The following is a 24,282-nucleotide window of genomic DNA, read 5'->3' on the forward strand; positions in this document are numbered from 1 at the left end:
TTTTTTCGTCCTCGAAGACCTACGTTTTCTCTCGCAACCACTTGTATAGACAGGTTTACATGCCAAGCAAACACACCGCCCATCCAGATGCCACCTTGACCCTCACGCCCGGCAAGGTCGACCTTGCGACGCTGCGTCGCATCCAGGCCGGCGGCGTGCGGCTTGCGCTCGACCCGTCGGTGCGCGACGGCATGCTGCGTGCAGAGGCCGCCGTGCGCCACATCGTCGAGAACGACCAGGTCGTCTACGGCATCAACACCGGCTTCGGCAAGCTCGCGAGCACGCGCATCGGCAACGACCACCTGGCCGAGCTGCAGCGCAACCTGGTGCTGTCGCACAGCGTGGGCACGGGCGAGCCGCTGGCTGCGCCCGTCGTGCGCATGATCCTTGCGACCAAGGCGGTGAGCCTGGCGCGCGGCCATTCGGGCGTGCGGCCCGCGCTGGTCGATGCGCTGCTGGCCCTGTTCAACGCGGGCGTCACGCCGAGCATTCCGTGCAAGGGCTCGGTCGGTGCGTCCGGCGACCTCGCGCCGCTCGCGCACATGGCCTGCGTGCTGATCGGCGAAGGCCAGGCGACGCTGGCCGACGGCAAGCTGGTCGGCGGCGCGGAAGCCATGCGCAGCATCGGCCTCGAACCGTTCGTGCTCGGCCCCAAGGAAGGCCTGGCGCTGCTCAACGGCACGCAGGTGTCGACCGCGCTGGCGCTGGCCGGCCTGTTCGGCGCGGAAGACGTGTTCGCCTCGGCGCTGATGTCGGGCGCGCTGTCGCTCGAGGCCATCCAGGGTTCGATCAAGCCCTTCGATGCACGCATCCACGCCGCGCGCGGCCAGCCGGGCCAGATCGCTGTAGCTGCTGCGGTGCGCACGCTGCTCGAGGGCAGCGAGATCGTGCCGTCGCACGCCGACTGCGGCCGCGTGCAAGACCCGTACTCCGTGCGCTGCATTCCGCAGGTCATGGGCGCGTGCCTCGACAACCTCGCGCATGCCGCGCGCGTGCTGGTGATCGAAGCCAACGCCGCATCGGACAACCCGCTGGTCTTCACCGACACGGGCGAGGTCATCTCGGGCGGCAACTTCCACGCCGAGCCCGTCGCCTTCGCGGCCGACATCATTGCGCTGGCCGTCAGCGAAGTCGGCGCGATCGCCGAGCGCCGGCTTGCGCTGCTGCTCGACAGCGGCTTGTCGGGCCTGCCGCCGTTCCTGGTGCGCGACGGCGGCCTCAACTCGGGTTTCATGATCGCGCAGGTCACGGCCGCGGCGCTGGCCTCGGAGAACAAGTCGCTCGCGCACCCCGCCAGCGTCGACAGCCTGCCCACCTCGGCCAACCAGGAAGACCACGTGTCGATGGCCACCTTCGCGGGCCGCCGCCTGGCCGACATGGTCGACAACACGGCCGTGGTCGTCGGCGTCGAAGCCATGGCCGCCGCGCAAGGCATCGAGCTCAAGCGCAAGCTCAAGAGCTCGCCGCTGGTGGAAGCCGAATTCGCTGCCATCCGCCAGAAGGTCGCCTTCCTCGAACGCGACCGCTACCTCGCCCCCGACATCGAAGCCATGCGCCAGTGGGCGCTGAAGGCCGAGCTGCCGGCCGCGCTGCTCGACATCCTGCCCAGCCACTCTTGAAACACATCCGACAGATAGGAGAACCACGCCATGAACGCTCCCGAGAAATTCGCCCTGAACAACCCCGACGCAACCGACCCGCGCCATGACCCGACGCGCGTGATCCGCGCCCCGCGCGGCAGCGAGCTCAACTGCAAGAGCTGGCTCACCGAAGCCCCGTTCCGCATGCTGCAGAACAACCTCGACGCCGAGGTGGCCGAGCGCCCGCAAGACCTGGTGGTGTACGGCGGCATCGGCCGTGCCGCGCGCAACTGGGCCTGCTACGACCAGATCCTCGCGTCGCTGAAGGAACTGAACGACGACGAGACGCTGCTCATCCAGTCTGGCAAGCCCGTAGGCGTGTTCAAGACGCACGAGAACGCACCGCGCGTGCTGCTCGCCAATTCGAACCTGGTGCCGAAGTGGGCCAACTGGGAACACTTCAACGAGCTCGACCGCCAGGGCCTCTTCATGTACGGCCAGATGACGGCCGGCAGCTGGATCTACATCGGCAGCCAGGGCATCGTGCAGGGCACCTTCGAGACCTTCGTCGAAGCCGGCCGCCAGCACTACGACAACAGCCTCGCGGGCAAGTGGATCCTCACGGCCGGCCTGGGCGGCATGGGCGGCGCGCAGCCTCTGGCGGCCACGCTGGCCGGTGCGGTGTCGCTGAACATCGAGTGCCAGCAGTCGAGCATCGACTTCCGCCTGCGCACGCGCTACGTCGACAAGCAGGCGCGCGACATCGACCATGCCTTCGAGCTGATCAAGCAGCACTGCGACGCGAAGGAAGCCGTGTCGATCGCGCTGCTGGGCAACGCGGCGGACATCCTCCCCGAGCTGGTCAAGCGCGCGAAGGCCGGTGGACTGAAGCCCGACCTCGTGACCGACCAGACCTCCGCGCACGACCTGATCAACGGCTACCTGCCTTCGGGCTGGAGCGTGCCGCAATGGCAGGCCGCCATGAAGGACGCCTCGCAGCACGACGCGCTCAAGAAGGCCGCCGCCAGGTCGTGCGCCGTGCACGTGCAGGCCATGCTCGACTTCCAGGCCATGGGCATCCCCACGGTCGACTACGGCAACAACATCCGCCAGGTGGCCTTCGACGAAGGCGTGAAGAACGCCTTCGACTTCCCCGGCTTCGTGCCCGCCTACATCCGCCCGCTGTTCTGCGAAGGCAAGGGCCCGTTCCGCTGGGTGGCGCTTTCGGGCGACCCGGAAGACATCTACAAGACCGACGCCAAGATCAAGGAGCTGTTCCCCGAGAACAAGCACACCCACCGCTGGCTCGACATGGCGCGCGAGCGCATCAGCTTCCAGGGCCTGCCGGCGCGCATCTGCTGGCTCGGCCTGGGCGAGCGCCACATCGCGGGACTGGCCTTCAACGAGATGGTGAAGAACGGCGAGCTGAAGGCGCCCATCGTCATCGGCCGCGACCACCTGGACACCGGCTCGGTCGCCAGCCCCAACCGCGAGACCGAGGCCATGAAGGACGGCACCGATGCCGTGTCCGACTGGCCGCTGCTCAACGCGCTGCTCAACACGGCAGGCGGCGCCACCTGGGTCAGCCTGCACCACGGCGGCGGCGTGGGCATGGGCTACTCGCAGCACTCGGGCGTGGTGATCGTGTGCGACGGCACCGACGCCGCGGCCAAGCGCATCGAGCGCGTGCTGTGGAACGACCCGGCCACCGGCGTCATGCGCCATGCCGACGCCGGCTACGACATCGCCGTGGCCACCGCGAAGAAGCAGGGCCTGAAGCTGCCGATGGTGAAGTGACGGTAAGACGAAGGTAGAAAGAAAAAACGCGCTCATTCCCATCGAATGGGAATCAAGGCTTGGAAGTGAGAACGGCGAGCAAGATACTGCACGCCGCTTCATCCACTTTCGACCGCCAGCGACTGCCTCCGATGACGTCTCCGACCGACGCTCCCGCCCACAACGACCGCGCCCTGTTCGTGCTGTCGGTGCTGGCGCAGAGCAAGTCGGCGATGACGGCGGCCGAGCTGGTGCAGGCCACCGGCCTGTCGCAGAGCACGCTGTACCGGCAGATCGCCACGTTGCGCCGCTGGGGCTTCGTGATGGAGTCGGAAGGCCGCTACTCGCCGGGCCCGGTGAGCGTGCAGCTCGCCACCGGCTTCGACGGCAACTCCGACCTCGTGATGGCGGCGCGCACCGACATGCGCGAGCTGGCCCGGCAGACGCATGAAAGCGTGGCGCTGGTCACGGCGGTGAACGACCGCGTGGTCTGCCTGGAGATGATCGACAGCGAGCAGTCGCTGCGCTGCTCCTTCGACCGCGGCCGCAGCGTGCCCGCGCGCGACGGCGCCAGCGCCAAGTGCCTGCTGGCCCACATGCCGCCGGACCAGCGCGACGCGCTGCTCGACGGGCTCGGCGAGAGCCCCGAACGCCGCGCCGAACGCGCCGCCGAACTCGATGCCATCCGCGAAGCCGGCCATGCCGTGACCCACGGCGAGGTCGATGCCGGCGTGTGGGGCGCGAGCGCGCCGGTGCTGGCCTCGGGCCGCCGGCTGCGCGGCGCGATCACGCTCATGGCGCCGCTCACGCGGGTCGAGGGCATGGAAGCTGCATTGCTCCACATGACCGTCGTCACGGCGGCCCGCATCTCTCGCGCCCTGCAGTAGTCGCGCGCTGCTTTTTCTTTTTCATTCCCACGGAAGCCTTTCACCATGAACACCCGCCGCTCCCTCATTTCCGTTGCCGCCGCCGCACTCTCCGGCCTCGCTCTCTTCGGCTTCGCCGGCGCCGCCCAGGCGCAAGGCGAGCCGCTGCGCGTGGCCACCGACGCCACCTTCCCGCCGATGGAATTCGTGGAGAACGGCAAGCGCACCGGCTTCGACGTGGAACTGGTCGAGGCCATCGGCAAGACGCTGGGCCGCAAGATCGAGTGGATCGACATCGACTTCAAGGGCCTCGTGCCGGGCCTCATTTCCAAGCGCTTCGACATGGCCGTCTCGGGCATCTACATCACCGACGAGCGCAAGAAGGTCGTCGACTTCACCGTGCCCTACTACGCGGGCGGCCTGGTGGTGATGGTGAAGGACGGCAACACCGCCATCAAGACGCCGGCCGACATCAACGGCAAGAAGGTCAGCGTGCAGGTGGGCACCAAGTCGGTGAGCTACACCAAGGAGAAATTCCCGCAGGTGCAGCTGATGGAGGTCGAGAAGAACCAGGAGATGTTCAACCTCGTCGACATCGGCCGCGCCGACGCCGCCGTGACCGGCAAGCCCGCCGCCTACCAGTACGTGCGCACGCGCGGCGGCCTGAAGGTGCTGCCCGAGCAGATCACGACCGAGGAGTACGGCATGGCGATCCGCAAGGACACGCCCGAGCTGACCAAGGCGGTGAACGGCGCCATCGAGAAGCTGAAAGCGGACGGCACCTACGACCAGATCGTGAAGAAGTGGTTCAGCGCCAACGCCAAGTAAGCAGGCCATGGATCTCGATTTCTCGCCGGTCTGGCAGGGCTGGCCCGACCTGCTGCGCGGCGCGCTGGTCACGGTGGAGATCACCGCCTGCGCGCTGGCCCTGGGCTGCGTGCTGGGCCTGCTGGTCGGCATCGGCCGGCTGAACCCGAAGCGGCGCTGGATCTACGGCGCGTGCACCGCTTACGTGGCCGCCATCCGCGGCACGCCGCTGCTGGTGCAGCTGTTCATCCTGTTCTTCGGCCTGCCGCATTTCGGCATCCTGCTGCCGGCCTTCGTGTGCGGCGTGCTGGGGCTCGGCGTGTATTCGGGCGCATACGTGTCGGAGATCGTGCGCGGCGCGATCCAGTCGATCGACAAGGGCCAGACGCTGGCGGCGCAGTCGCTGGGCATGACGCCCGGGGTGGCCATGCGCCAGATCGTGCTGCCGCAGGCGGTGGTGCGCATGATCCCGCCGCTGGGCAACGAGTTCATCGCGCTCATCAAGAACTCGGCGCTGGTGTCGCTCCTGACAATCCACGACGTGATGCACGAGGGGCAGAAGATCATCAGCGTGTCTTACCGTTCGCTGGAGGTGTACCTGGCGATCGCGGTCGTGTACTTCGTGCTCACGGGCACCATGACGCTGATCCTGAGGCACTTCGAGCAGAAGCTGCGCCAGGGCGGGTTGATGCGATGAGCGTGGCTTCCGTATGCGCATTTCTCCCTCCCCCGCTGGGGGAGGGCAGGGGTGGGGGCACGACGGCCTCGACCCAGTCGCAACGCTCATCGGGCGCCGCCCCCATCCCCGCCTTCCCCCAGAGGGGGAAGGAGCAAGAGGCTCGGCAATGAGCGGCGCGCAGCGCTTCTCGCGCACCTCGCTTCCCGTCACGCCCTGGAAAAACGGCGGCGGCACCACGCAGCAAATCATGAGCTGGCCGCAGGGCGCGGGGCTCGACAACTTCGGCTGGCGCGTGAGCATCGCAACCATCGCGGCGGCGGGGCCGTTCTCGGTATTCGCAGGCGTCGACCGCAGCATCACGCTGCTGGAAGGCGACGGCGTGCGCCTCTTCACGCACGACGGGCGCATCGACCATCGCCTCGACGTGCCGCACCGGCCCTTCGCCTTCAGCGGCGACGAGGCCATCGACTGCACGCTGCTCGGCGGTGCGTCCAACGACTTCAACGTGATGACGCGACGCGGACAGTGGCGCGCCGAGGTGCGGGTTCTCGACAGCGCATCGGCCATCGGCGCCGCGCCGCACGGCGTGCTGCTCGCGTTGCGCGGCGCGTGGCGCCTGAATGATGAAGCGTGCCGCGAAGGCGAGGGCCTGCAGTGGGCCGACGCCACGCAGGCCTGGCAGGCGCTGCCGGAGGGCGCCGACGCACGGCTGCTCGCGGTGCGCATCCTGCCTGCCTGACCCGCAAAGCCAACGAGAAGAAAGACGATGAAACCCGCCAACGAATTTCCTTCCGCCGACGGCCTCTGGACCGGTCTTCGCCTCGCCACCGATGCCACGGTGGAGGGCGCCATCGTCGTGGCGCAGGGCGCGGTCCGCTGGGTCGGCGCACGCAGCGCACTGCCGGCGGAATTCGCCGGGCTCAAGCAGCACGGCGGCGGCGGCGCGCTGGTCACGCCGGGGCTGGTCGATTGCCATACGCACCTGGTCTACGGCGGCCAGCGTGCCAACGAATTCGCGATGCGCCTCGCCGGCGCGAGCTACGAAGAAGTGGCCAAGGCCGGCGGCGGCATCGTGTCTTCGGTGCGCGCCACGCGCGAGGCCGACGAAGACACGCTGTTCGCGCAGGCCGCGTCGCGGCTCGAACAGTTGCTGGCAGACGGCGTGTGCGCCGTCGAGATCAAGTCGGGCTACGGCCTCTCGCTGGAGCACGAGCGCAAGCAACTGCGCGTGGCGCGGCGCCTGGGCGAGGCCTATGGCGTGACGGTGCGCACCACATTCCTCGGCGCGCACGCGCTGCCTCCTGAATACGCGGGCCGCAGCGGCGACTACATCGACCTCGTCTGCAACGGAATGCTGCCCGCGCTGGCGGCCGAAGGGCTGGTCGACGCGGTCGACGTGTTCTGCGAGCGCATCGCCTTCACGCTCGGGGAGACCGAGCAGGTCTTCAAGGCCGCCAAGGCGCTGGGCTTGCCGGTGAAACTGCATGCGGAGCAGCTGTCGGACATGGGCGGCGCCGCGCTGGCCGCGCGCTACGGCGCGCTCTCGTGCGACCACATCGAGCACCTGTCGGCCCAGGGCATCGAGGCGATGCGCCAATCAGGCACCGTGGCCGTGCTGCTGCCCGGCGCCTACTACACGCTGCGCGACACGCACCTGCCGCCCATCGGCGCGCTGCGCGCCGCGGGCGTGCCGATGGCGGTTTCTACAGATCACAACCCCGGCACCTCGCCGGCGCTGAGCCTGCTGCTGATGGTGAACATGGCCTGCACGCTGTTCCGCCTGACGGTGCCCGAGGCGCTGGACGGCGTCACCGTGCACGCGGCACGCGCGCTCGGCCTGCAAGACACGCACGGCGCCATCGCGCCCGGCATGCCCGCCAACTTCGTGCTGTGGAACGTGCGCGAAGCGGCCGAACTGGCCTACTGGTTCGGCCAGCAGCCCGTGCGCACCGTGGTGCGCCAGGGCCGCATCGCCATCGGAGCCAACGCATGACAAACACTCTTTTCGCGGCCGACGCGCTGCTGCCCGAAGGCTGGGCCAGGAACGTCCTGCTGGCGTGGAACGATGCGGGCCAGCTCACGCAGGTTCAGTCCGGTGCGCAACGTCCGGCGGACACGCAAGCCGCCACCGGCCCCGTGATTCCCGGCATGCCCAACCTGCATTCGCACGCCTTCCAGCGCGCCTTTGCCGGCCTCACCGAGCACCGCGCCGAGCAGCAGGACAGCTTCTGGAGCTGGCGCACGCTGATGTACCGCTTTGCCGCGCGCCTCGGCCCGCAGCACATGGAAGCCATCGCGACCTGGCTTTACGCCGAGATGCTCGAAGCGGGCTACACCAGCGTGTGCGAGTTCCAGTACGTGCACCACGACGTGGACGGCCGCCCGTATGCCGACGACGCCACGCTGAGCCTGGCCCTGCTGCGCGCGGCGAAGAAGGCCGGCATCGGCTTCACGCTGCTGCCCGTGCTCTACCAGACCGGCGGCTTCGGCGACCTGCCGCCCACCGAGGGGCAGCGCCGCTTCATCCGCTCGACCGATTCGATGCTGCGCCTGCTCGAAGCGCTCAAGCCGGCTTGCGACGCGCAGGGCGCGCGCCTCGGCCTCGCGCCGCACTCGCTGCGCGCCGTGCCGCCCGAAGGCCTGCGCGATGCGATCGCGGGGCTCGAAGCCATCGACCGCAGCGCGCCCATCCACATCCACATCGCCGAGCAGACGAAGGAAGTGGACGACTGCGTGGCCTGGAGCGGGCTGCGCCCCGTGGAGTGGCTGCTCGACCACGCGCCGGTCGATGCGCGCTGGTGCCTGGTGCACGCCACGCACATGAACGACGCGGAGTACGAATACGCGGCCCGCAGCGGCGCGGTCGCGGGCCTGTGCCCGACCACCGAAGCCAACCTGGGCGACGGCATCTTCGACTTCGCCAAGTGGCGCAGCCACGGCGGCGCATGGGGCGTGGGCTCGGACAGCCACGCCAGCGTGAACGCGGCCGAAGAGCTGCTGATGCTCGAATACAGCCAGCGCCTGGCCAGGCGCCAGCGCAACGTCGGCGCCAGCGCGGCGCAGCCGCATGTCGCGACCGCGCTCACGCTCGAAGCGGTCCAGGGCGGTGCGCAGGCCGCGGGCCGCGCGGTCGGCGGACTTGCGGCGGGGCAGCAGGCCGACTTCGCCGTGCTCGACGCGTCGCACCTCGCGCTGCAGGGGCTGCCGGCGCCCGATATGCTCTCGGCCCACGTCTTCGCGAGCCACCGCACCTCGGCCATCGACAGCGTCTGGGTGGCGGGCCGCCCGCGCGTGTCGGCCGGCCGCCACGCGCTGCACGACGAAGCCGCGGCCGCCTTCGTGGCCGCGCGCACCCAACTACTCAAGGACTGACCCCACCATGGCCTTCACCACCGCCGAACCGCCATTCCGTTTTCGCCAGGGCACGCGAGCGCTGCTCATTTCGATGCCGCACGTCGGCACGCACGTGCCGCCGGCGCTTGCCGAGCGCTTCACGGAAGAGGCGCGCCACGTGCCCGACACCGACTGGCACCTCGAAAGGCTCTACGACTTTGCCGACGAACTCGGCGCCTCGGTGCTCGTGGCCACGCACTCGCGCTACGTGATCGACCTGAACCGTCCGCCGGACGGCGCGAGCCTGTATCCCGGCCAGAGCGTCACCGGCCTGTGCCCGGTCGACACCTTCGACGACACGCCGGTGTATGCCGACCCCCGCGACCTGCCGGGCGACGAGGAAACCGCCGAGCGCCGCGACGCCATCTGGCAGCCCTACCACGCCAAGCTGGCCGAAGAACTCGCCCGCATCCGCGCGCAGCACGGCGTGGCCGCGCTGTGGGACGCCCACTCGATCCGCTCGGTGCTGCCGCGTTTCTTCGAAGGCAAGCTGCCCGACCTGAACCTGGGCACCGGCAAGGGCGTCAGCTGCGATCCGGCGCTGGCGCAGACGCTGCTGGGCATCGCCGAAAGCGCCACCGGCTACACGGGCGTGCTCAACGGCCGCTTCACCGGCGGCTACATCACGCGCAACTACGGCAACCCGGCGCAGAACGTGCACGCGGTGCAACTGGAGATGACGCAGTCGAGCTACATGCAGGAGAAGCTGCCGTTCGACTACCTGCCCGAGGTGGCGGCAGGCGTGCAGCCGCATGTGCGGCGCATGATCGAGGCGGTGCTGGATTTCGTGGAGAGCCGCCGAAAGGGCTGACGCCCGCCAGGGGCGGGCCCGCTTTCTACAATCGGAGGCTATGAAGCCCGTCATCTACACCCACGGCCAGGCCCTGCCCGGCATCCTCGCCAAGCGCATCGCCATCCTCGACGGTGCCATGGGCACGATGATCCAGCGCTTCAAGCTCACCGAGGAGCAGTACCGCGGCGAGCGCTTCAAGGACTTCGATCGCGACGTCAAGGGCAACAACGAACTGCTGTCGCTCACGCGGCCCGACGTGATCCGTGACATCCACGAGGGTTACCTCGCGGCCGGCGCCGACCTGATCGAGACCAACACCTTCGGCGCGACCACCATCGCGCAGGAGGACTACAAGATGGCCCACCTGGCGCGCGAGATGAACCTCGAATCCGCCCGGCTGGCGCGCGCGGCCTGCGACAAGTTCAGCACGCCGGACAAGCCGCGCTTCGTGGCCGGCGCCCTCGGCCCGACGCCCAAGACGGCGAGCATCAGCCCCGACGTGAACGACCCGGGCGCGCGCAACGTCAATTTCGAGGAGCTGCGCGCGGCCTACTACGAGCAGACCGAAGCGCTGGTCGAGGGCGGCGCCGACGTGATCCTGGTCGAGACCATCTTCGACACGCTCAACGCCAAGGCCGCGCTGTTCGCGGTGGACGAGTATTTCGACAACAGCGGCAACCGCCTGCCGCTGATCATCAGCGGCACGGTGACCGACGCCTCGGGCCGCATCCTGAGCGGGCAGACCGTCACCGCCTTCTGGCACAGCGTGCGCCATGCGCAGCCGCTGGCCATCGGCCTGAACTGCGCGCTGGGCGCTGCGCTGATGCGCCCGTACATCCAGGAGCTGGCGCGCGTGGCCGGCGACACCTTCATCAGCTGCTACCCGAACGCCGGCCTGCCCAACCCGATGAGCGACACGGGTTTCGACGAGACGCCGGACGTCACATCGCGCCTGCTGCACGAGTTCGCGGCCGAGGGGCTGGTGAACATCGTGGGCGGCTGCTGCGGCACCACGCCGGACCACATCGCCGCCATCGGCCAGGCCGTGGCACCGATGCCGGGCCGCGCGCTGGGCGCCCACAGTGCCGGCTTCTACCGCGAAGCGGCATAAAGAGGCTCGCCCCCAGGCTTCGCGCACTTCGTATCGCTGCGCCTTCCCCCTGCCTGGGGCAACACCTGAGGCCCGGCTGAGCCGGTTCCTCGGTGTTCACTGAATCGGCCCCGCGCCGATTGACGGGCTGGGGGTCCCGGCATAGGCTGGGCGCAAGGAGCCTTGCCATGAACTCATTCCCACGACGCTGGGCCGGCATCGCCGCGGTCGCCCTGGTGCTGCCGCTTTCGGCGGCGGCGCAGCAGGCCTTCACGCGCGGCGCAGTGAACCTGCGGGCTGGCCCGTCGGGCGACTATCCACTGGTGGCGCGCCTGGCGCCCGGGCAGCCGCTCGATGTGGTGGGCTGCACCAGCGGCTACGGCTGGTGCGACGTGCTGCTGCCAGACGGCGGGCGCGGCTGGGTCTGGGCGCGGAACCTCGACTACGCCTACCAGGAGCAGCGCGTGCCGCTGGCCACCTACGGCGCGGTGATCGGCGTGCCGATCGTCGGCTTCGCGATCGGCAGCTACTGGGGCAACTATTACCGCGACCGGCCGTGGTACGGCGACCGGCGCTGGTGGGGCGGCAGGCCGCCGCCGCCGGTGGCCGGCTGGCAGCCACCGCCGCCGATCCGGCCGGGATGGCAGCCCCGCCCCTGGCCGGGACCGGGCTTCCGGCCGCCGGGGCCGGGCGTGCGTCCACCGCCCCCGCCCGGTATCCGGCCTCCGGTCGACCCCGGCTTCCGGCCGCCGCGGCCGCATCCGGGGTTCCGGCCCGGGCCGCCTCCCGGTATGCCGCATCCAGGCGGTGGTGGACACCACGGGGGCGGTGGACACCGGCCCTGACCGGCCGTCAGCCTTCGCCGCCGGTCTTGGGGCCGCATTCGCCGGGGGGCCGGCGATCCTGCCCGATCAGCGACACGAAGCGCTGCGCCCCCAGGCCGAGCGGGCGCTCGCGTGACCACACCACGTCGACCCACAGGTCGAGCCCGTTGCTGAGGTTTTCGAACGGAATTTCCACCAGCGCGCCTGCCGCCACGTGAGGCCGCGCGAAGTTGCGCTGCAGCCAGCCCCAGCCCAGCCCGGCGGTGATCAGGCTCAGCGCGGCCAGCGCGTTGTCGGTGCGCCAGACATGGCGAGCGAACACGAAGCGCGGGTCGCTGGTGGCAAGGTCGCGCCCGGCGACGACGATCTGCCGGGTGTTCGTCAGGTGGTCCTCGCGCAGCTTGCCGCCGGGGGCGGCGAGCAGCACCGGGTGGTCGGGCGCCATCACCGCCACCATGAGGTCGCTGCCGACTTCCTGGAAGCCTTCGCGGCCGTCGAGGCTGGGGCGCTCGAACACCAGCGCCAGTTGCGCGCGGCCGCTGTGCAGCAGTTCGAGCGCATCGGCCTGCGGGGCGGCCAGCACCTCGACCTGCAGCAGCGGGTATTCCTGCGCCAGCGTGGCCAGCGGGCCGCTCCACGGCGCGGCCAGCAGCTCGGGTGCGATGGCCAGCGTGAGCCGGTCTTCCAGGCCCTGGGTCAGCGCGAGGGCCTGCACCTGCAACTGCTTGAGCTGGGTCGCCAACATGCGCGCCTGCGGCTCCAGCGAGCGCGCGGCGGCGGTGGGCTGGGGCTCGCGGCCCTTGCGGTCGAACAGCGGCAGATCGAGCTCGGCCTCGAGGTTGGCGATGGCCATGCTCACGGCCGAAGGCACCCGGCGCAGCACCCGGGCCGCGGCCGAAAAGGAGCCGTGGTCGATCACGGCCAGGAAGACTTCGACGTTCTCGCTGGTGAAGGCCATTGGCTTGCGCTTTCGGGTCGATCTATCAGTAAAACTGAAATAAGTTAACTTTTTATATCAGCAATAGACACATAAAGTCCACCCATCGCATTTCATTCATCCAGAACGCAAGAGGAAAAATCATGCAGGGGCTTCGCCGTCGTGTTGTCTACATCTCCCTTTACGAAGGGATCGCCATCGTCGCCGCCAGCGCCGGCCTGGCATTGATGACCGACGCCGGCCTGGGCCATTCCGGCGCGCTGGCGGTGGCTGCATCGGTGATCGCGGTGCTCTGGAACCTGGCTTTCAACGCCTTGTTCGAGCGCTGGGAGTCGCGCCAGGCGGTGCGCGGGCGCAGCGTGCGCCGCCGCATCGCCCATGCCATCGGCTTCGAGGGCGGGCTGGTCGCGTTCCTGGTGCCGATGTTCGCCTGGGGCCTGGGCGTGTCGCTCTGGCAGGCGCTGGTGATGGACCTGGGGCTGGTGGTGTTCTTCCTGGTCTACACCTTCGTCTTCAACTGGGCCTTCGACCGCATCTTCGGCCTGCCGGCCTCGGCGATGGGCAAGGCGCAGCCGGCCTGAGGCGCCAGGTGCCTACTGCCCGCCCGGCGGCGCGACGGGTTTGCGCGCCGCGGCCGAGCGCATCGCCAGCGCGCCGCTCAAGCGCAGGCGCTCGGTTTCGTTGAAGAGCGTTTCGCGCAACCGGGCCTGTTCGGCTTCGGACGCCGCCGCGTAGCGGTCGAGGCGCGCATTCCAGTCCTGGTTTTCCTGGTCGAGTGCCGCGAGGTTGCGGGCCACTTCGTAGCCGTAGGCTTCGCTGCGCGCGGCAAAGCGCTCCTGCGGGCTCGCGCCTCGCGCCTCGAGCGCGGCGGTCTGCTGCATCACGTCGGCATGGGCGACGGCTTCCCGGCGCACTTCGCGCTGTTCCGGCGACAGCCATGCCTGCTCGCTTTGCTTCAAGGCAGCGGTGCGCTGCTCGGGCGTCAGGGCGGTGTTGGCGAGCAGTTCCAGCTTGTCGGCCATGAAGTTGTCCTGGCGGATCTGGTCGCCGAACAAGCCTTCGATTTCCTCGGGCGCGAAGTAGCGCCGGCGCATCGCCTCGCGCGCCTGCAGGGCGCGGCGCAGTTGCGCGGGGTCGCCGGGCGCGGGCGGCGGCATCGACGTCAGGGCCTCCTGCATGTCGACATAGCGTTCGAGCAGTCCGAGCGCGCGCACGCGCCAGTCTTCGCGCAGGTACTTGGCCAGCAGGGCGGGGGCCTTGGCCATGAAGGCGGCCTTGTTGTCGGCCTGCGCCTCGGACAGCACTTGGTCGAAGATGGAGATGAGCGAGCTGTTCAGCAGGGCGTCGGGTACGGCGGCTGCCGTTGCGGTGTGCGCGGGTCGTGGCTCGGGGCCTGCCGTGGCGGTGGTCGCCGCGGCAGGCCCGCGTTCTGCGGCGAAGGGGCCGTCTTCGTCCGGAAGGCTCGCGAGCCAGCCGCCGCCGACCGCGATCAGCACCGCGCCGCCCGCCGCCCAGGGCACCCACCGCATTCCCACGGCCGGCGCCTCAGAGTCCCGCGCTCTTCAGCCGCGCGGCCTGGTCCTTGAAGATCTCCGGCACCTTCTTCTCGTAGTACGGGAACTGGCTGCCGTAGGTGTTGCCCAGCACCTGGTTGACCTCGTCGAGGTGGTTCTGGCGGTAGTCGCCCAGGTGGGTGCCGAGCCGCGTGGTGCAGGTCGCGAGCAGGCCGTCGTTGTCCTCGCCGAAGAAGGCGAGGGTGCCCAGCGCCGACAGCGGCGCGTCGCTCGGGTCGAACAGGCTGAAGCCGGTCGACACGCCCGACCACGAGTAGTAGCGCACGCCGTTCACCACTGCCGCGCCGCTCTTCACGCTGCACGACGAGCCCTGCGCGGGCCGTCCCTGCGGGAACTTGGCGTCGAAGGCCGCGCCACCGGCCGTGGTCAGCGAGGCCAGCGCGTTCAGCGGGACTTCCGGCAGCTGGCTCGGGTCCTTGCCCGAGAGGAAGCCGATCACGCTGGTCAGCAGCCCCACGGCCTTGACGACCACGCCTTGCGCGATGCCGCCCTCGGGCAGCCTGGCGAGCAGGTCGGCCACCTTGGAGCCGCCGTTCGCGCCGCCCACCGAGGTGACCGACGCCACCATGTCGGGCGCCACCGCCGCCACATAGCGCACCGTGGGCGCGCCTTGGGAATGGCCGATCAGGTTGAACTTGAGCGTCGGGTTCTTTTCCAGTGCGCGGATGGTCTTGAGCTCCTGCAGCAGCTGCTCGCCGCGGATCTCCGAGGTGTTGGTACCCGAGACCTGCGCCACGTAGACCCGCGCGCCGGCGCCGGCCAGCTTGTCGGGAATGCCGTAGAAGTAGTCGACGCCCAGCAGGTTGTCGAAGCCCAGAAGACCGTGGACCAGCACGATGGGGTATCTGGTCTTCGCCTCGTCGGAGGCCGCTCGGGCCGTCACCAGCGTCGAGCCGCCGCTGGCGGCCGCGCGGGCCATGGGGGTCATTGCCATCGCCGCCGCGGCAAGCCCGCAGCAAAGAACCACATTGCACTTCATGGCCATCCGGCACTCCCTGACGTCGGTTGGAAAAAACGAACGTTCGTTCGGAAACGGTGGCCGCATTCTGTGGATGCGGGCGGGAATGGAAACTGGGGTTTTCCCCGTGGCGGGTTGAATCGCCCTAAAATGCTCGCCTTCCCAAGGAGCGTTGCAGCGGCGGGCCACAGCGGCCGGCCGTCAGGCTTGGGGCGACAACGACGCTCGCCTGTTCGACTCTTCCGCAGGTGAGGCCATGTCCCAGATTCCCGCTCCAGCTACCCCCGATTCCGCCCCCCTGGCACCCCCGCCCATGAAGCTGTCCGGCCTCGAGCCGGTCGCCATCGGCGAAGGCACGCTGTTCGTCAATATCGGCGAGCGCACCAACGTCACCGGCTCCAAGGCCTTTGCGCGGATGATCCTGAACGGCCAGTTCGAAGAGGCGCTGGCCGTGGCGCGCCAGCAGGTCGAGAACGGCGCGCAGGTGATCGACATCAACATGGACGAGGCCATGCTCGACAGCAAGGCCGCCATGGTGCGCTTCCTGAACCTCATTGCCAGCGAGCCCGACATCGCGCGCGTGCCGGTGATGGTCGACAGCTCGAAGTGGGAGGTCATCGAGGCGGGCCTGCGCTGCATCCAGGGCAAGGGCATCGTCAACTCCATCTCCATGAAGGAGGGCGTCGACAAGTTCAAGCACGAGGCCAAGCTGGTCAAGCGCTACGGCGCCGCCGCCGTGGTCATGGCCTTCGACGAGAAGGGCCAGGCCGACACCTACGCACGCAAGGTCGAGATCTGCGAGCGGGCCTACCGCATCCTGGTCGACGAGGTGGGCTTCCCGCCGGAAGACATCATCTTCGACCCGAACATCTTCGCCATTGCCACCGGCATCGAGGAACACGACAACTACGCGGTCGACTTCATCAACGCCGTGCGCTGGATCAAGGAGAACCTGCCGGGCGCCAAGGTGTCGGGCGGCGTAAGCAACGTGAGCTTCAGCTTCCGCGGCAACGACCCGGTGCGCGAGGCGATCCACACCGTGTTCCTGTACCACGCCATCAAGGCCGGCATGGACATGGGCATCGTCAACGCCGGCATGGTGGGCGTGTACGACGACCTGGAGCCGACGCTGCGCGAGCGCGTGGAAGACGTGGTGCTCAACCGCCGCCCCGACGCCGGCGAGCGCCTCGTCGAGGTGGCCGAAACCGCCAAGAGCGGCGCGAAGGACGACAGCAAGAAGCTCGAATGGCGCGGCACGCCCGAGAACCCGGTGCACGTCAACCAGCGCCTGTCGCACGCGATGGTGCACGGCATCACCGACTTCATCGTCGAGGACACCGAAGAGGCCTACCAGCAGATCCTCGCCAAGGGCGGCCGCCCGCTGCACGTGATCGAAGGCCCGCTGATGGACGGCATGAACATCGTGGGCGACCTGTTCGGCCAGGGCAAGATGTTCCTGCCGCAGGTGGTGAAGTCGGCGCGCGTCATGAAGTCGGCCGTGGCCCACCTCATTCCCTACATCGAGGAAGAAAAGCGCCAGGACGAGGCCGCGGGCCGCGACGTGCGCACCAAGGGCAAGATCATCATCGCCACCGTGAAGGGCGACGTGCACGACATCGGCAAGAACATCGTCACCGTCGTGCTCCAGTGCAACAACTTCGAAGTGGTGAACATGGGCGTGATGGTCCCGTGCCACGAAATTCTTGCCAAGGCGAAGGTCGAGGGCGCGGACATCGTGGGCCTGTCGGGCCTGATCACGCCCAGCCTCGAAGAGATGCAGTACGTGGCCGGCGAGATGCAGAAGGACGACCACTTCCGCATCAGGAAGATCCCGCTGCTCATCGGCGGCGCCACCACCAGCCGCGTGCACACGGCCGTGAAGATCGCGCCGCACTACGAAGGCCCGGTGGTCTACGTGCCCGATGCCTCGCGCAGCGTGAGCGTGGCGCAAAGCCTGCTGAGCGACCAGGCGACCGCGTACATCGACGAGATCAACGCCGACTACGAGAAGGTGCGCCAGCAGCACGCCAACAAGAAGCAAGTGCCGCTGTGGCCGCTGGCCAAGGTGCGCGCCAACAAGACGCCGATCGACTGGTCGAGCTACACGCCGCCGGTACCCAAGTTCATCGGCCGGCGCGTGTTCAGGAACTTCGACCTGACCGAGCTTGCCAAGTACATCGACTGGGGCCCGTTCTTCCAGACCTGGGACCTGGCCGGCCCGTTCCCCGCCATCCTGAAGGACGAGATCGTCGGCACCGAGGCCGTGCGCGTGTACGCCGACGGCCAGCGCATGCTCAAGCGCCTGATCGAAGGCCGCTGGCTCAGCGCGAGCGGCATCGTCGGCTTCTGGCCCGCCAACACGGTGAACGACGACGACATCGAGCTCTACACCGACGAGACGCGCAGCGAGGTCGCGCTCACCTGGTACGGCATGCGCCAGCAGACCGAGAAGCAGGTGATCGACGGCGTGATGCGCCCGAGCCGCTGCCTGGCCGACTTCGTCGCGCCCAAGGCGAGCGGCCTGAAGGACTACGTGGGCGTGTTCGCCGTGACGGCCGGCCTGGGCGTGGAGAAAAAAGAGAAGTACTTCATCGACGACCTCGACGACTACTCCGCCATCATGCTCAAGGCCCTGGCCGACCGGTTGGCCGAGGCCTTCGCCGAGTCGCTGCACCACCGCGCGCGCACCGACCTCTGGGGCTACGCGAGCGACGAAAGCCTGAGCAACGACGACATGATTGCCGAGAAATACCGCGGCATCCGCCCCGCGCCCGGCTATCCCGCCTGCCCCGACCACAGCGTGAAGCGGCCGATGTTCGACCTTCTGGGTTGCGCGGACATTGGAATGACCCTGACGGAAAGCCTCGCTATGATGCCCGCCGCCAGCGTGAGTGGTTTTTACTTAAGTCACCCCGATTCCACCTACTTCAACGTCGGCAAGATCGGGCATGACCAGTTGCAGGACCAGGCCGCGCGGCGCAAGGAGAGCGAGGCCGACCTGGAGCGCCTGCTGGCACCCAATCTTTGAACCCGCCGGCCGGTCCCCAGCCGACCGGCACCGGGAGTTGCTATTCAGAAATTGATATTCGCGGCCGCGCACTACGCGGCACTGGCGGTCTTCATCACCAGCAGCTGGGGTTTCGGCCGCGCATTGCTCGGCCGCCTGGCTCCGCCGCCCCGGCGTGACGCCTGGCTGGAGGCCGCGATGGCCGTGGCCCTGGGCATGGGGCTCTTCATCTGCGCGTTCCAGGCGCTGGCCATCTTTGGTGCCTTCCGGCCCGGGGCCACGCTGGCACTGGTGCTGGCGGGCGTGGCGGCCGCCGCGATCCAGTTGCGCGGCTGGCTGCGCGAGCGGCGTGCCATGCGTTCCGGCGAGGCCGCGGCGCCCTGGACCCGTTATGAGCGCATCGCCGCCATCGCGCTGGCGCTGGTCGCGCTGCCCGCCCTGGTGGCGCCGCTCGCGCCGCCCTTCGCCTTCGACGAGCTGATGTACCACCTGCCCTATGCGCGGCAGGTCGCGCAGCAGGGCACGCTGGGCATCCACGACTGGCTGCGCTACCCCTGGTTCCCGTACAACTACAACCTGCTGTATGCCGCCGCGCTGCAGCTGGGCGACGACGTGCTGCCGCACTTCCTCAACGCCCTGGCGGGTGCGCTGTCGGTGGTGATGCTCTACCGCCTCGGCATGCAGCATGCCAACCGGCTCACCGCCTGCATCGGCGCGGCCATCTGGCTGGGGCTCGGCGACTACTCCAACGCGCTCATCGACATGGGCGTCGCGCTGTTCGTGCTGTCGGCGTGCGTGGCGCTGTGGTGGTGGCGCGAGTCGCAGCCCGGCAGGCCGGTGCACGGCGGCATGCGCTGGCTGGGGCTCGCGGCCTTCTTCCTCGGCGTGGCCGCCGGCTCCAAGTACCAGGCGCTGGTCTTCATGCCGCTGGTGGCGCTGTTCGTGGTGCGCCAGGAGCGCAGCCCCAAGGCCTGGGCGCTGGCGCTGGTGTGCTTCCTGCTGCCGTGCATCTACTGGTACGCGCGCAACTTCGTCATGACGGGCGATCCCTTCAATCCCATCGGCGCGCGTGTGTTCGGTTTCACCGAATGGACGCCGGCCGACTACGTGCAGCAGGTGGCCGACGTGCGCGTGCACGCCGAGATGCCCAATGCGCTGATCTGGTCGTTCTTCCTCGCGCCCTTCGGCGTGCTGTGGAAGCGCTCTGCCGCCGTGCGCGCGGCGGGCTGGTTCTGCCTCTACTCGGTGGCCGTGTGGGTCGTGACCTCGCGCTACCCGCGCTACCTGATGGCGTCGTTCCCGCTGCTGGCCCTGGTCTCGGCCGTCGGCTGGCAGGTGCTGTTCGGATGGATCTCGTCGGGCCTGCGCCGCTTGTTCGGCCGCAAGGACGAGCGCGAGGCCGGTGCTGCGGTCGCGACAGGCGCCATGAGCCGCGACACCGCCCGCGCCGGCGCCCGCATGGGCGACTGGGTGGCCGTGCTGCTGCTGGCCGTGCTGGCGGCCGTGGCGGTGCGCCAGACCGCGGTCAAGGTCGGCATGATCTCCGTCACGCCCGAGACGCGCGAAGCCTTCCTGCGCAAGCACGTGCCGGGCTATGCCGCCATGGACTACCTGCGCCGCAACGCCACCGGCCGGGTCTACCAGGTCGCGCTGAACGAGGCGATCTACTACGGCCCCAACCCGATCTGGGGCGACACCCTCGGCCCTTGGCGCTACACCGACTTCGGCAAGCTGTCGGGCGGCGACCTCGCGCGCAAGCTCACGGGGCTGGGCTTCGTCGCCGTGGTGCTGCCGGACTCCGTCGTGCCCGTGTTCAGCGCCCGGGTCGACTTCGACAAGTACTTCGCCGTGCAGTTCGAACAGGACGGCAGCCGCGTCTACCGTATCCTCCCCGTCGCACCATGACCGACGCCGACCCCCACGCCCACGCCCGCCATCCCTTGCGCATCGCAGTCGTCATCCCCTGCTACAACGAGGCGCTGGCCATCGCGCAGGTGGTCGAGGGCTTCCGCGCAGCGCTGCCCGAGGCCGAAGTCCACGTCTTCGACAACAACTCCAGCGACGGCACCGCCGCCGTCGCGCGCGCGGCCGGCGCCGTCGTCACGCACGTGGCCGCGCGCGGCAAGGGCAACGTGGTGCGGCGCATGTTCGCCGACGTCGAGGCCGACGTGTACGTCATGGCCGACGGCGACGCCACCTACGACGCCGCCGCCGCGCGCCGGCTGATCGACCGGCTGGTGGAGGGCAACCTCGACATGGTGGTCGGCAACCGCGTCGACGACGGCCGGAACGCGCTCACCTACCGTGCGGGCCACCGCTTCGGCAACCGGCTGCTGACCGGCGCCGTGGTGCAGCTCTTCGGCGGCGGCCTGACCGACATGCTCTCGGGCTATCGCGTGTTCTCGCGGCGCTACGCCAAGTCGTTCCCGGCGCTGTCGCGCGGCTTCGAGATCGAGACCGAACTCACCGTGCACGCGCTCGAGCTGCGCATGCCCTACGCCGAGGAAAGCACCGCCTACAGCACGCGGCCCGAAGGCTCCGAGAGCAAGCTCTCGACCTACCGCGACGGCTGGCGCATCCTCAAGACCATCTGCAAGCTGTTCGTGAGCGAACGGCCGCTACAGTTCTTCTCGATCATCGGGGCCTTCCTGGTGGCCCTGTCGGTCGTGCTGGCGGTGCCGCTCTTCATGACCTACATGCACACCGGCCTCGTGCCGCGCCTTCCCACGGCGGTGCTGGTGACGGGTGCCATGCTGGCCGCGATGCTGTCCTTCGTCTGCGGCATCGTGATGCACGCCATCACGCTCGGGCGGCGGGAGGCCAAGCGGCTGCGCTACCTAGCGATACCGGGCGTGCGCGCGGCTGTCCACCGATGAAGATCGGCCGGGAGTTCCTGTCGTTCGCCTTGATCGGCGTGATCGGGCTCGTCGTCGACGTGGTGGTGCTGTACCTGCTGGCGCCGCTGCTGGGCTGGTACGTCGCGCGCGTGGTGTCGTTCCTGGCGGCGGCGACCACCACCTGGGCCTTCAACCGCCGCTACACCTTCGCGGCCGGCGCGGCGGCCAGCCGTTCCATCTGGCGTGAGTACTTCGGCTATCTCGCCACCATGACCGCCGGCGCGGTGCTGAACTACGGCGCCTACGTGCTGACCCTGCACTGGGTCGAAGGCCGCTGGGCCGCCGCGCTCGGCGTGGCCATGGGCAGCCTTGCCGGGATGAGCGCCAATTTCCTGTCGGCGCGCTACCTGGTGTTTCGCTCGCACCGCGGCGGCTGAGGCCGCCGGTCAGTGCGCGCCTGAAACCACCACCGGGATCTCGGTCGCAGGCGGCGTGTTGCGGCTGCGGCCGCAGCGCACGATGCCGTCGATCATCACCATGCCCACGCCCGGAATGTCGCCGAGCTGCACGCTTTCGAGCAGGCCCGGCGCGGGCGAATGCTGCGCGCGGTCCATGAAGACGAAGTCGGCGTCGCGGCCCACCTCGACCAGCCCGCAGTTGAGCTTGCGGATCTTCGCGGTGTTGCCGGTGGCGAAGCAGAACACCAGTTCGGCCGGGATGTTCGCGATGGACGACAGCATTGCCACCATGCGCAGGATGCCCAGCGGCTGCACGCCGGAGCCCGCGGGCCCGTCGGTGCCGAGGATCACGCGGTGCGGGCACTTGAGCTCGAGTGCTGCCTTGGCCGCGGCGATGGCCACCTTCTCGTTGCCGTTGTGCACGATCTCGATGGCGCGCGAGCTCTTCTCGCACAGCTCGCACACGTGCGCCTCGGGCAGCGAGGTGTGGCCGCCGTTGATGTGGCCGATGATGTCGGCGTCGGCTTCGAGCACCACGTCCTTGTCGATCAGGCCCGAGCCGGGAATCGACGGGCCGCCGGTGTGGATGGTGCTCTGGATGCCGTACTTGCGTGCCCAGGCCACCATCTCCTTCGCTTCATAGCCGGCCTTGACCGAGCCCAGGCCCACTTCGCCGAGCAGGCCCACGCCGGCTTCGGCGAGTTCCTTGAAGTCGCTCTCGACCATGCCCTTCTCGATGACCGGCGCGCCGGCCAGCACCTTCACGCCGCCGGGGCGGAAGTTGTCGAACGCGCGCTGCGCCGTGATGGCCAGGGCCTTCAGGCCGACGATGTCTTTCGGGCGGCCGGGCAGGTGCACTTCGCCGGCGGAAATCATGGTCGTCACGCCACCGTGCATGGTCGAGTCGATCCAGCCGAGCTGGCCCTGGCGCGGCGTCCAGTCGCCGAACACCGGGTGCACGTGGCTGTCGATCAGGCCGGGCGCGACGCAGGTCTTCTTCGCGTCGATGACGGTCTTCGCGCCTTCGAGGTCGCAGTCTTTCTCCTTGCCGACCGCGACGATCAGGCCGTCGTTCACCACGATGGTGTCGGCATCGAGGATGGGCTTGTCGATGTCGCCCGAGAGCAGCAGCCCGATGTTCTTTATGACGACCTTGCCCGACTTGCCGCCGGCTGCGATTTCTGCCATTTCGTGTTTTCCTCGTGGGGTGGGGTGTTGTCTTGTACGTCGTCCGCGCGCACGGTGCGCAGCACGGTCTCGATCACGAAGTCTTCCCAGTGCGTGATCGCCTCCGGCGACTCCAGCGGCTCGCCGAGGAAGGCGGTGAGCGTGTGCCGGTTGGAGGTGTAGAAATAGCCGGTGGACGCGATCAGCAGGTAGATGTCGCGCGCCACAAGGTCCTTGCGGAACAGGCCCTGCGCGGCGCCGCTGGCCAGGATTTCCGCAATGATCGCCACCGCGCGCGACGAATACTCGCGAGCGCGCAGCGACTTGGAGATGTGCCGGCCCTTGTGCAGGTTCTCGGTGTTCAGCAGCGTGACGAACTCGGGGTTCTTGCGGTAGTAGCCCAGCACGAAGCGGATGACTTCGGTGAGCGCCTCCACCGGCCGCGAAGCGTCGAGCGCAATGGCGGCCTCGGCGTCGTCCATCCGCTGGTAGATGCCTTCGAGCACCGCGATGAAGAGGCCTTCCTTGCTGCCGAAGTAGTAATAGATCATGCGGTCGTACGACTTGGCGGCCTTGGAGATCTTCTCCACGCTGCCGCCGTCGTAGCCGTACTTGGCGAACACCTTGGTCGCCGACTTCAGGATGCTGTCGCGCGTGGCCTGCGCGGCCGCCTCGCGCACGCCCGTGCGGCGCTGCGGCTTGGGCTTGGCGGTGGAGCGGCTGTCGGCCATCGTGCGCGCGACGTCCTGCCTACTTTTCGGCGAAGGCGCGTTCGACGACGAAGTCGCCCGGCGTGCTGGTGTTGCCTTCCTTGAAGCCGCGCTTTTCCAGGATGTGCTTCAGGTCGACCAGCAGGCCCGGGCTGCCGCACAGCATGACGCGGTCTTCCTCGACGTTGAGCGGCGGCAGGCCGAGGTCGTCGGTGAGCTTGTTGCTTTCGATCAGGTCGGTGATGCGGCCCTGGTTGCGGAACTCCTCGCGCGTGACGGTGGGGTAGTACAGCAGCTGGTTGGCGATCATCTCGCCCAGGATCTCGTGCTTGGGCAGGTGGTCGGTCACCAGGTCGTGGTACGCCAGTTCGTCGACCTGGCGCACGCCGTGCACCAGAATGACCTGCTCGAACTTCTCGTAGGTCTCCGGGTCGCGGATGATGCTCATGAACGGTGCGAGGCCGGTGCCGGTGCCGAACAGGTACAGGCGCTTGCCCGGCAGCGTGTAGTCGATCAGCAGCGTGCCGGTGGGCTTGCGGCCCACGATGATGGTGTCGCCCACCTGGATGTGCTGCAGCTTCGAGGTGAGCGGGCCGTCTTCCACCTTGATGCTCAGGAACTCGAGATGCTCCTCGTAGTTCGCGCTCACGATGCTGTAGGCACGCAGCAGGGGCTTGTTGTTGACCTTCAGGCCGATCATCGTGAAATGACCGTTCGAGAAGCGCAGCGACGGGTCGCGCGTGGTGGTGAAGGTGAACAGGCGGTCGGTCCAGTGGTGGACGCTCAGGACGCGTTCTTCGCTGAATGCACTCATACGAAACTCAAG

At 68.8% G+C, this 24,282-nt stretch carries 22 protein-coding genes and 1 riboswitch; of the genes, 16 read left to right on the forward strand and 6 right to left on the reverse strand.

Annotation, left to right across the window (positions count from 1 at the left end; translation table 11 throughout):
- The first annotated feature begins 59 nt into the window (after positions 1 to 59).
- The 11 genes from hutH to WIX39_RS05345 all read left to right on the forward strand — a co-directional run bounded on the left by hutH (position 60) and on the right by WIX39_RS05345 (position 11,829).
- Positions 60 to 1,619 carry a histidine ammonia-lyase gene (gene hutH / locus WIX39_RS05295; RefSeq protein WP_106936163.1) on the forward strand — a complete coding sequence of 520 codons (1,560 nt, stop codon included), beginning with the start codon at positions 60 to 62 and terminating at the stop codon, positions 1,617 to 1,619.
- Positions 1,620 to 1,649: 30 nt separating this feature from the next.
- On the forward strand, positions 1,650 to 3,377 hold the full coding sequence (hutU, locus tag WIX39_RS05300) for a urocanate hydratase (protein WP_106936162.1): 1,728 nt from the start codon (positions 1,650 to 1,652) through the stop codon (positions 3,375 to 3,377).
- Between the two features lie 131 nt (positions 3,378 to 3,508).
- On the forward strand, positions 3,509 to 4,243 hold the full coding sequence (locus tag WIX39_RS05305; protein ID WP_106936161.1) for an IclR family transcriptional regulator: 735 nt from the start codon (positions 3,509 to 3,511) through the stop codon (positions 4,241 to 4,243).
- Between the two features lie 45 nt (positions 4,244 to 4,288).
- Complete coding sequence (locus WIX39_RS05310; RefSeq protein WP_106936160.1) at positions 4,289 to 5,050, forward strand: transporter substrate-binding domain-containing protein; 762 nt, start codon at positions 4,289 to 4,291, stop codon at positions 5,048 to 5,050.
- Between the two features lie 7 nt (positions 5,051 to 5,057).
- The gene (locus WIX39_RS05315; protein ID WP_081271409.1) at positions 5,058 to 5,726 is read left to right on the forward strand and encodes an amino acid ABC transporter permease; all 669 of its coding nucleotides are present in this window, start codon (positions 5,058 to 5,060) and stop codon (positions 5,724 to 5,726) included.
- 148 nt (positions 5,727 to 5,874) lie between these two features.
- The gene (locus WIX39_RS05320; protein ID WP_409194613.1) at positions 5,875 to 6,447 is read left to right on the forward strand and encodes a HutD/Ves family protein; all 573 of its coding nucleotides are present in this window, start codon (positions 5,875 to 5,877) and stop codon (positions 6,445 to 6,447) included.
- 27 nt (positions 6,448 to 6,474) lie between these two features.
- Positions 6,475 to 7,701: an imidazolonepropionase gene (gene hutI, locus WIX39_RS05325; RefSeq protein WP_409194614.1), complete on the forward strand. Its 1,227-nt coding sequence runs from the start codon at positions 6,475 to 6,477 to the stop codon at positions 7,699 to 7,701.
- Positions 7,698 to 9,080, forward strand: a complete 1,383-nt coding sequence (locus WIX39_RS05330) for a formimidoylglutamate deiminase (RefSeq protein WP_409194615.1) — start codon at positions 7,698 to 7,700, stop codon at positions 9,078 to 9,080. The genes hutI and WIX39_RS05330 overlap by 4 nt, the downstream gene beginning before the upstream one ends.
- A 7-nt stretch (positions 9,081 to 9,087) precedes the next feature.
- Positions 9,088 to 9,912: an N-formylglutamate deformylase gene (gene hutG, locus WIX39_RS05335; RefSeq protein ID WP_106936156.1), complete on the forward strand. Its 825-nt coding sequence runs from the start codon at positions 9,088 to 9,090 to the stop codon at positions 9,910 to 9,912.
- Positions 9,913 to 9,952: 40 nt separating this feature from the next.
- A complete protein-coding gene (locus WIX39_RS05340) occupies positions 9,953 to 11,005 on the forward strand; it encodes a homocysteine S-methyltransferase family protein (protein ID WP_081271405.1) in 1,053 nt (350 codons plus the stop codon).
- 167 nt (positions 11,006 to 11,172) lie between these two features.
- A complete protein-coding gene (locus tag WIX39_RS05345; RefSeq protein ID WP_409194616.1) occupies positions 11,173 to 11,829 on the forward strand; it encodes an SH3 domain-containing protein in 657 nt (218 codons plus the stop codon).
- Positions 11,830 to 11,836: 7 nt separating this feature from the next.
- Here WIX39_RS05345 and WIX39_RS05350 read toward each other — a convergent pair whose 3' ends face one another.
- On the reverse strand, positions 11,837 to 12,766 hold the full coding sequence (locus tag WIX39_RS05350; RefSeq protein ID WP_081268085.1) for a LysR family transcriptional regulator: 930 nt from the start codon (positions 12,764 to 12,766) through the stop codon (positions 11,837 to 11,839).
- Between the two features lie 122 nt (positions 12,767 to 12,888).
- On the opposite strand from WIX39_RS05350, the gene WIX39_RS05355 reads away from it, so the two are divergent.
- Positions 12,889 to 13,326 carry a PACE efflux transporter gene (locus tag WIX39_RS05355; protein WP_285411658.1) on the forward strand — a complete coding sequence of 146 codons (438 nt, stop codon included), beginning with the start codon at positions 12,889 to 12,891 and terminating at the stop codon, positions 13,324 to 13,326.
- Between the two features lie 12 nt (positions 13,327 to 13,338).
- Here WIX39_RS05355 and WIX39_RS05360 read toward each other — a convergent pair whose 3' ends face one another.
- A complete protein-coding gene (locus tag WIX39_RS05360; RefSeq protein WP_409196320.1) occupies positions 13,339 to 14,274 on the reverse strand; it encodes a lipase secretion chaperone in 936 nt (311 codons plus the stop codon).
- A 16-nt stretch (positions 14,275 to 14,290) separates the two neighbouring features.
- Positions 14,291 to 15,247 carry an esterase/lipase family protein gene (locus WIX39_RS05365; protein WP_409194617.1) on the reverse strand — a complete coding sequence of 319 codons (957 nt, stop codon included), beginning with the start codon at positions 15,245 to 15,247 and terminating at the stop codon, positions 14,291 to 14,293.
- Positions 15,248 to 15,435: 188 nt separating this feature from the next.
- Positions 15,436 to 15,511: riboswitch (S-adenosyl-L-homocysteine riboswitch) on the forward strand.
- Positions 15,512 to 15,590: 79 nt separating this feature from the next.
- On the opposite strand from WIX39_RS05365, the gene metH reads away from it, so the two are divergent.
- Genes metH through WIX39_RS05385 form a run of 4 tightly spaced genes read left to right on the forward strand, consistent with a single transcriptional unit; the run spans position 15,591 to position 21,558 of the window.
- Positions 15,591 to 18,305, forward strand: coding sequence for a methionine synthase (gene metH, locus WIX39_RS05370; RefSeq protein ID WP_409194618.1), 2,715 nt, complete (start codon positions 15,591 to 15,593; stop codon positions 18,303 to 18,305).
- A 54-nt stretch (positions 18,306 to 18,359) separates the two neighbouring features.
- Positions 18,360 to 20,189 (forward strand): ArnT family glycosyltransferase, encoded by a 1,830-nt coding sequence (locus WIX39_RS05375; protein ID WP_409196321.1) that lies wholly within the window; start codon positions 18,360 to 18,362, stop codon positions 20,187 to 20,189.
- Positions 20,186 to 21,160 carry a glycosyltransferase gene (locus WIX39_RS05380; RefSeq protein ID WP_106936150.1) on the forward strand — a complete coding sequence of 325 codons (975 nt, stop codon included), beginning with the start codon at positions 20,186 to 20,188 and terminating at the stop codon, positions 21,158 to 21,160. The genes WIX39_RS05375 and WIX39_RS05380 overlap by 4 nt, the downstream gene beginning before the upstream one ends.
- On the forward strand, positions 21,157 to 21,558 hold the full coding sequence (locus WIX39_RS05385) for a GtrA family protein (RefSeq protein ID WP_081268091.1): 402 nt from the start codon (positions 21,157 to 21,159) through the stop codon (positions 21,556 to 21,558). Before WIX39_RS05380 ends, WIX39_RS05385 begins: the two co-directional genes overlap by 4 nt.
- A gap of 9 nt (positions 21,559 to 21,567) precedes the next feature.
- On the opposite strand, the gene WIX39_RS05390 is transcribed toward WIX39_RS05385, so the two are convergent.
- Genes WIX39_RS05390 through WIX39_RS05400 form a run of 3 tightly spaced genes read right to left on the reverse strand, consistent with a single transcriptional unit; the run spans position 21,568 to position 24,270 of the window.
- On the reverse strand, positions 21,568 to 22,767 hold the full coding sequence (locus WIX39_RS05390) for an amidohydrolase family protein (RefSeq protein WP_106936149.1): 1,200 nt from the start codon (positions 22,765 to 22,767) through the stop codon (positions 21,568 to 21,570).
- Positions 22,722 to 23,477: a TetR family transcriptional regulator gene (locus tag WIX39_RS05395; protein WP_081268093.1), complete on the reverse strand. Its 756-nt coding sequence runs from the start codon at positions 23,475 to 23,477 to the stop codon at positions 22,722 to 22,724. Before WIX39_RS05395 ends, WIX39_RS05390 begins: the two co-directional genes overlap by 46 nt.
- A 19-nt stretch (positions 23,478 to 23,496) precedes the next feature.
- Positions 23,497 to 24,270 carry a ferredoxin--NADP reductase gene (locus WIX39_RS05400; protein WP_081268094.1) on the reverse strand — a complete coding sequence of 258 codons (774 nt, stop codon included), beginning with the start codon at positions 24,268 to 24,270 and terminating at the stop codon, positions 23,497 to 23,499.
- Positions 24,271 to 24,282 lie beyond the last annotated feature (12 nt).

This window comes from Variovorax sp. AB1(2024) (assembly GCF_037482385.2).
GTDB lineage: Bacteria > Pseudomonadota > Gammaproteobacteria > Burkholderiales > Burkholderiaceae_C > Variovorax.

Excerpts from the sequence above, each read along its gene's own strand:
- hutH (WP_106936163.1), top strand. The coding sequence starts at position 60 with ATGCCAAGCAAACACACCGCCCATCCAGATGCCACCTTGACCCTCACG.
- hutU (WP_106936162.1), top strand. The coding sequence starts at position 1,650 with ATGAACGCTCCCGAGAAATTCGCCCTGAACAACCCCGACGCAACCGAC.
- WIX39_RS05305 (WP_106936161.1), top strand. The coding sequence starts at position 3,509 with ATGACGTCTCCGACCGACGCTCCCGCCCACAACGACCGCGCCCTGTTC.
- WIX39_RS05310 (WP_106936160.1), top strand. The coding sequence starts at position 4,289 with ATGAACACCCGCCGCTCCCTCATTTCCGTTGCCGCCGCCGCACTCTCC.
- WIX39_RS05315 (WP_081271409.1), top strand. The coding sequence starts at position 5,058 with ATGGATCTCGATTTCTCGCCGGTCTGGCAGGGCTGGCCCGACCTGCTG.
- WIX39_RS05320 (WP_409194613.1), top strand. The coding sequence starts at position 5,875 with ATGAGCGGCGCGCAGCGCTTCTCGCGCACCTCGCTTCCCGTCACGCCC.
- hutI (WP_409194614.1), top strand. The coding sequence starts at position 6,475 with ATGAAACCCGCCAACGAATTTCCTTCCGCCGACGGCCTCTGGACCGGT.
- WIX39_RS05330 (WP_409194615.1), top strand. The coding sequence starts at position 7,698 with ATGACAAACACTCTTTTCGCGGCCGACGCGCTGCTGCCCGAAGGCTGG.
- hutG (WP_106936156.1), top strand. The coding sequence starts at position 9,088 with ATGGCCTTCACCACCGCCGAACCGCCATTCCGTTTTCGCCAGGGCACG.
- WIX39_RS05340 (WP_081271405.1), top strand. The coding sequence starts at position 9,953 with ATGAAGCCCGTCATCTACACCCACGGCCAGGCCCTGCCCGGCATCCTC.
- WIX39_RS05345 (WP_409194616.1), top strand. The coding sequence starts at position 11,173 with ATGAACTCATTCCCACGACGCTGGGCCGGCATCGCCGCGGTCGCCCTG.
- WIX39_RS05350 (WP_081268085.1), bottom strand. The coding sequence starts at position 12,766 with ATGGCCTTCACCAGCGAGAACGTCGAAGTCTTCCTGGCCGTGATCGAC.
- WIX39_RS05355 (WP_285411658.1), top strand. The coding sequence starts at position 12,889 with ATGCAGGGGCTTCGCCGTCGTGTTGTCTACATCTCCCTTTACGAAGGG.
- WIX39_RS05360 (WP_409196320.1), bottom strand. The coding sequence starts at position 14,274 with ATGCGGTGGGTGCCCTGGGCGGCGGGCGGCGCGGTGCTGATCGCGGTC.
- WIX39_RS05365 (WP_409194617.1), bottom strand. The coding sequence starts at position 15,247 with ATGACCCCCATGGCCCGCGCGGCCGCCAGCGGCGGCTCGACGCTGGTG.
- metH (WP_409194618.1), top strand. The coding sequence starts at position 15,591 with ATGAAGCTGTCCGGCCTCGAGCCGGTCGCCATCGGCGAAGGCACGCTG.
- WIX39_RS05380 (WP_106936150.1), top strand. The coding sequence starts at position 20,186 with ATGACCGACGCCGACCCCCACGCCCACGCCCGCCATCCCTTGCGCATC.
- WIX39_RS05385 (WP_081268091.1), top strand. The coding sequence starts at position 21,157 with ATGAAGATCGGCCGGGAGTTCCTGTCGTTCGCCTTGATCGGCGTGATC.
- WIX39_RS05390 (WP_106936149.1), bottom strand. The coding sequence starts at position 22,767 with ATGGCAGAAATCGCAGCCGGCGGCAAGTCGGGCAAGGTCGTCATAAAG.
- WIX39_RS05395 (WP_081268093.1), bottom strand. The coding sequence starts at position 23,477 with ATGGCCGACAGCCGCTCCACCGCCAAGCCCAAGCCGCAGCGCCGCACG.
- WIX39_RS05400 (WP_081268094.1), bottom strand. The coding sequence starts at position 24,270 with ATGAGTGCATTCAGCGAAGAACGCGTCCTGAGCGTCCACCACTGGACC.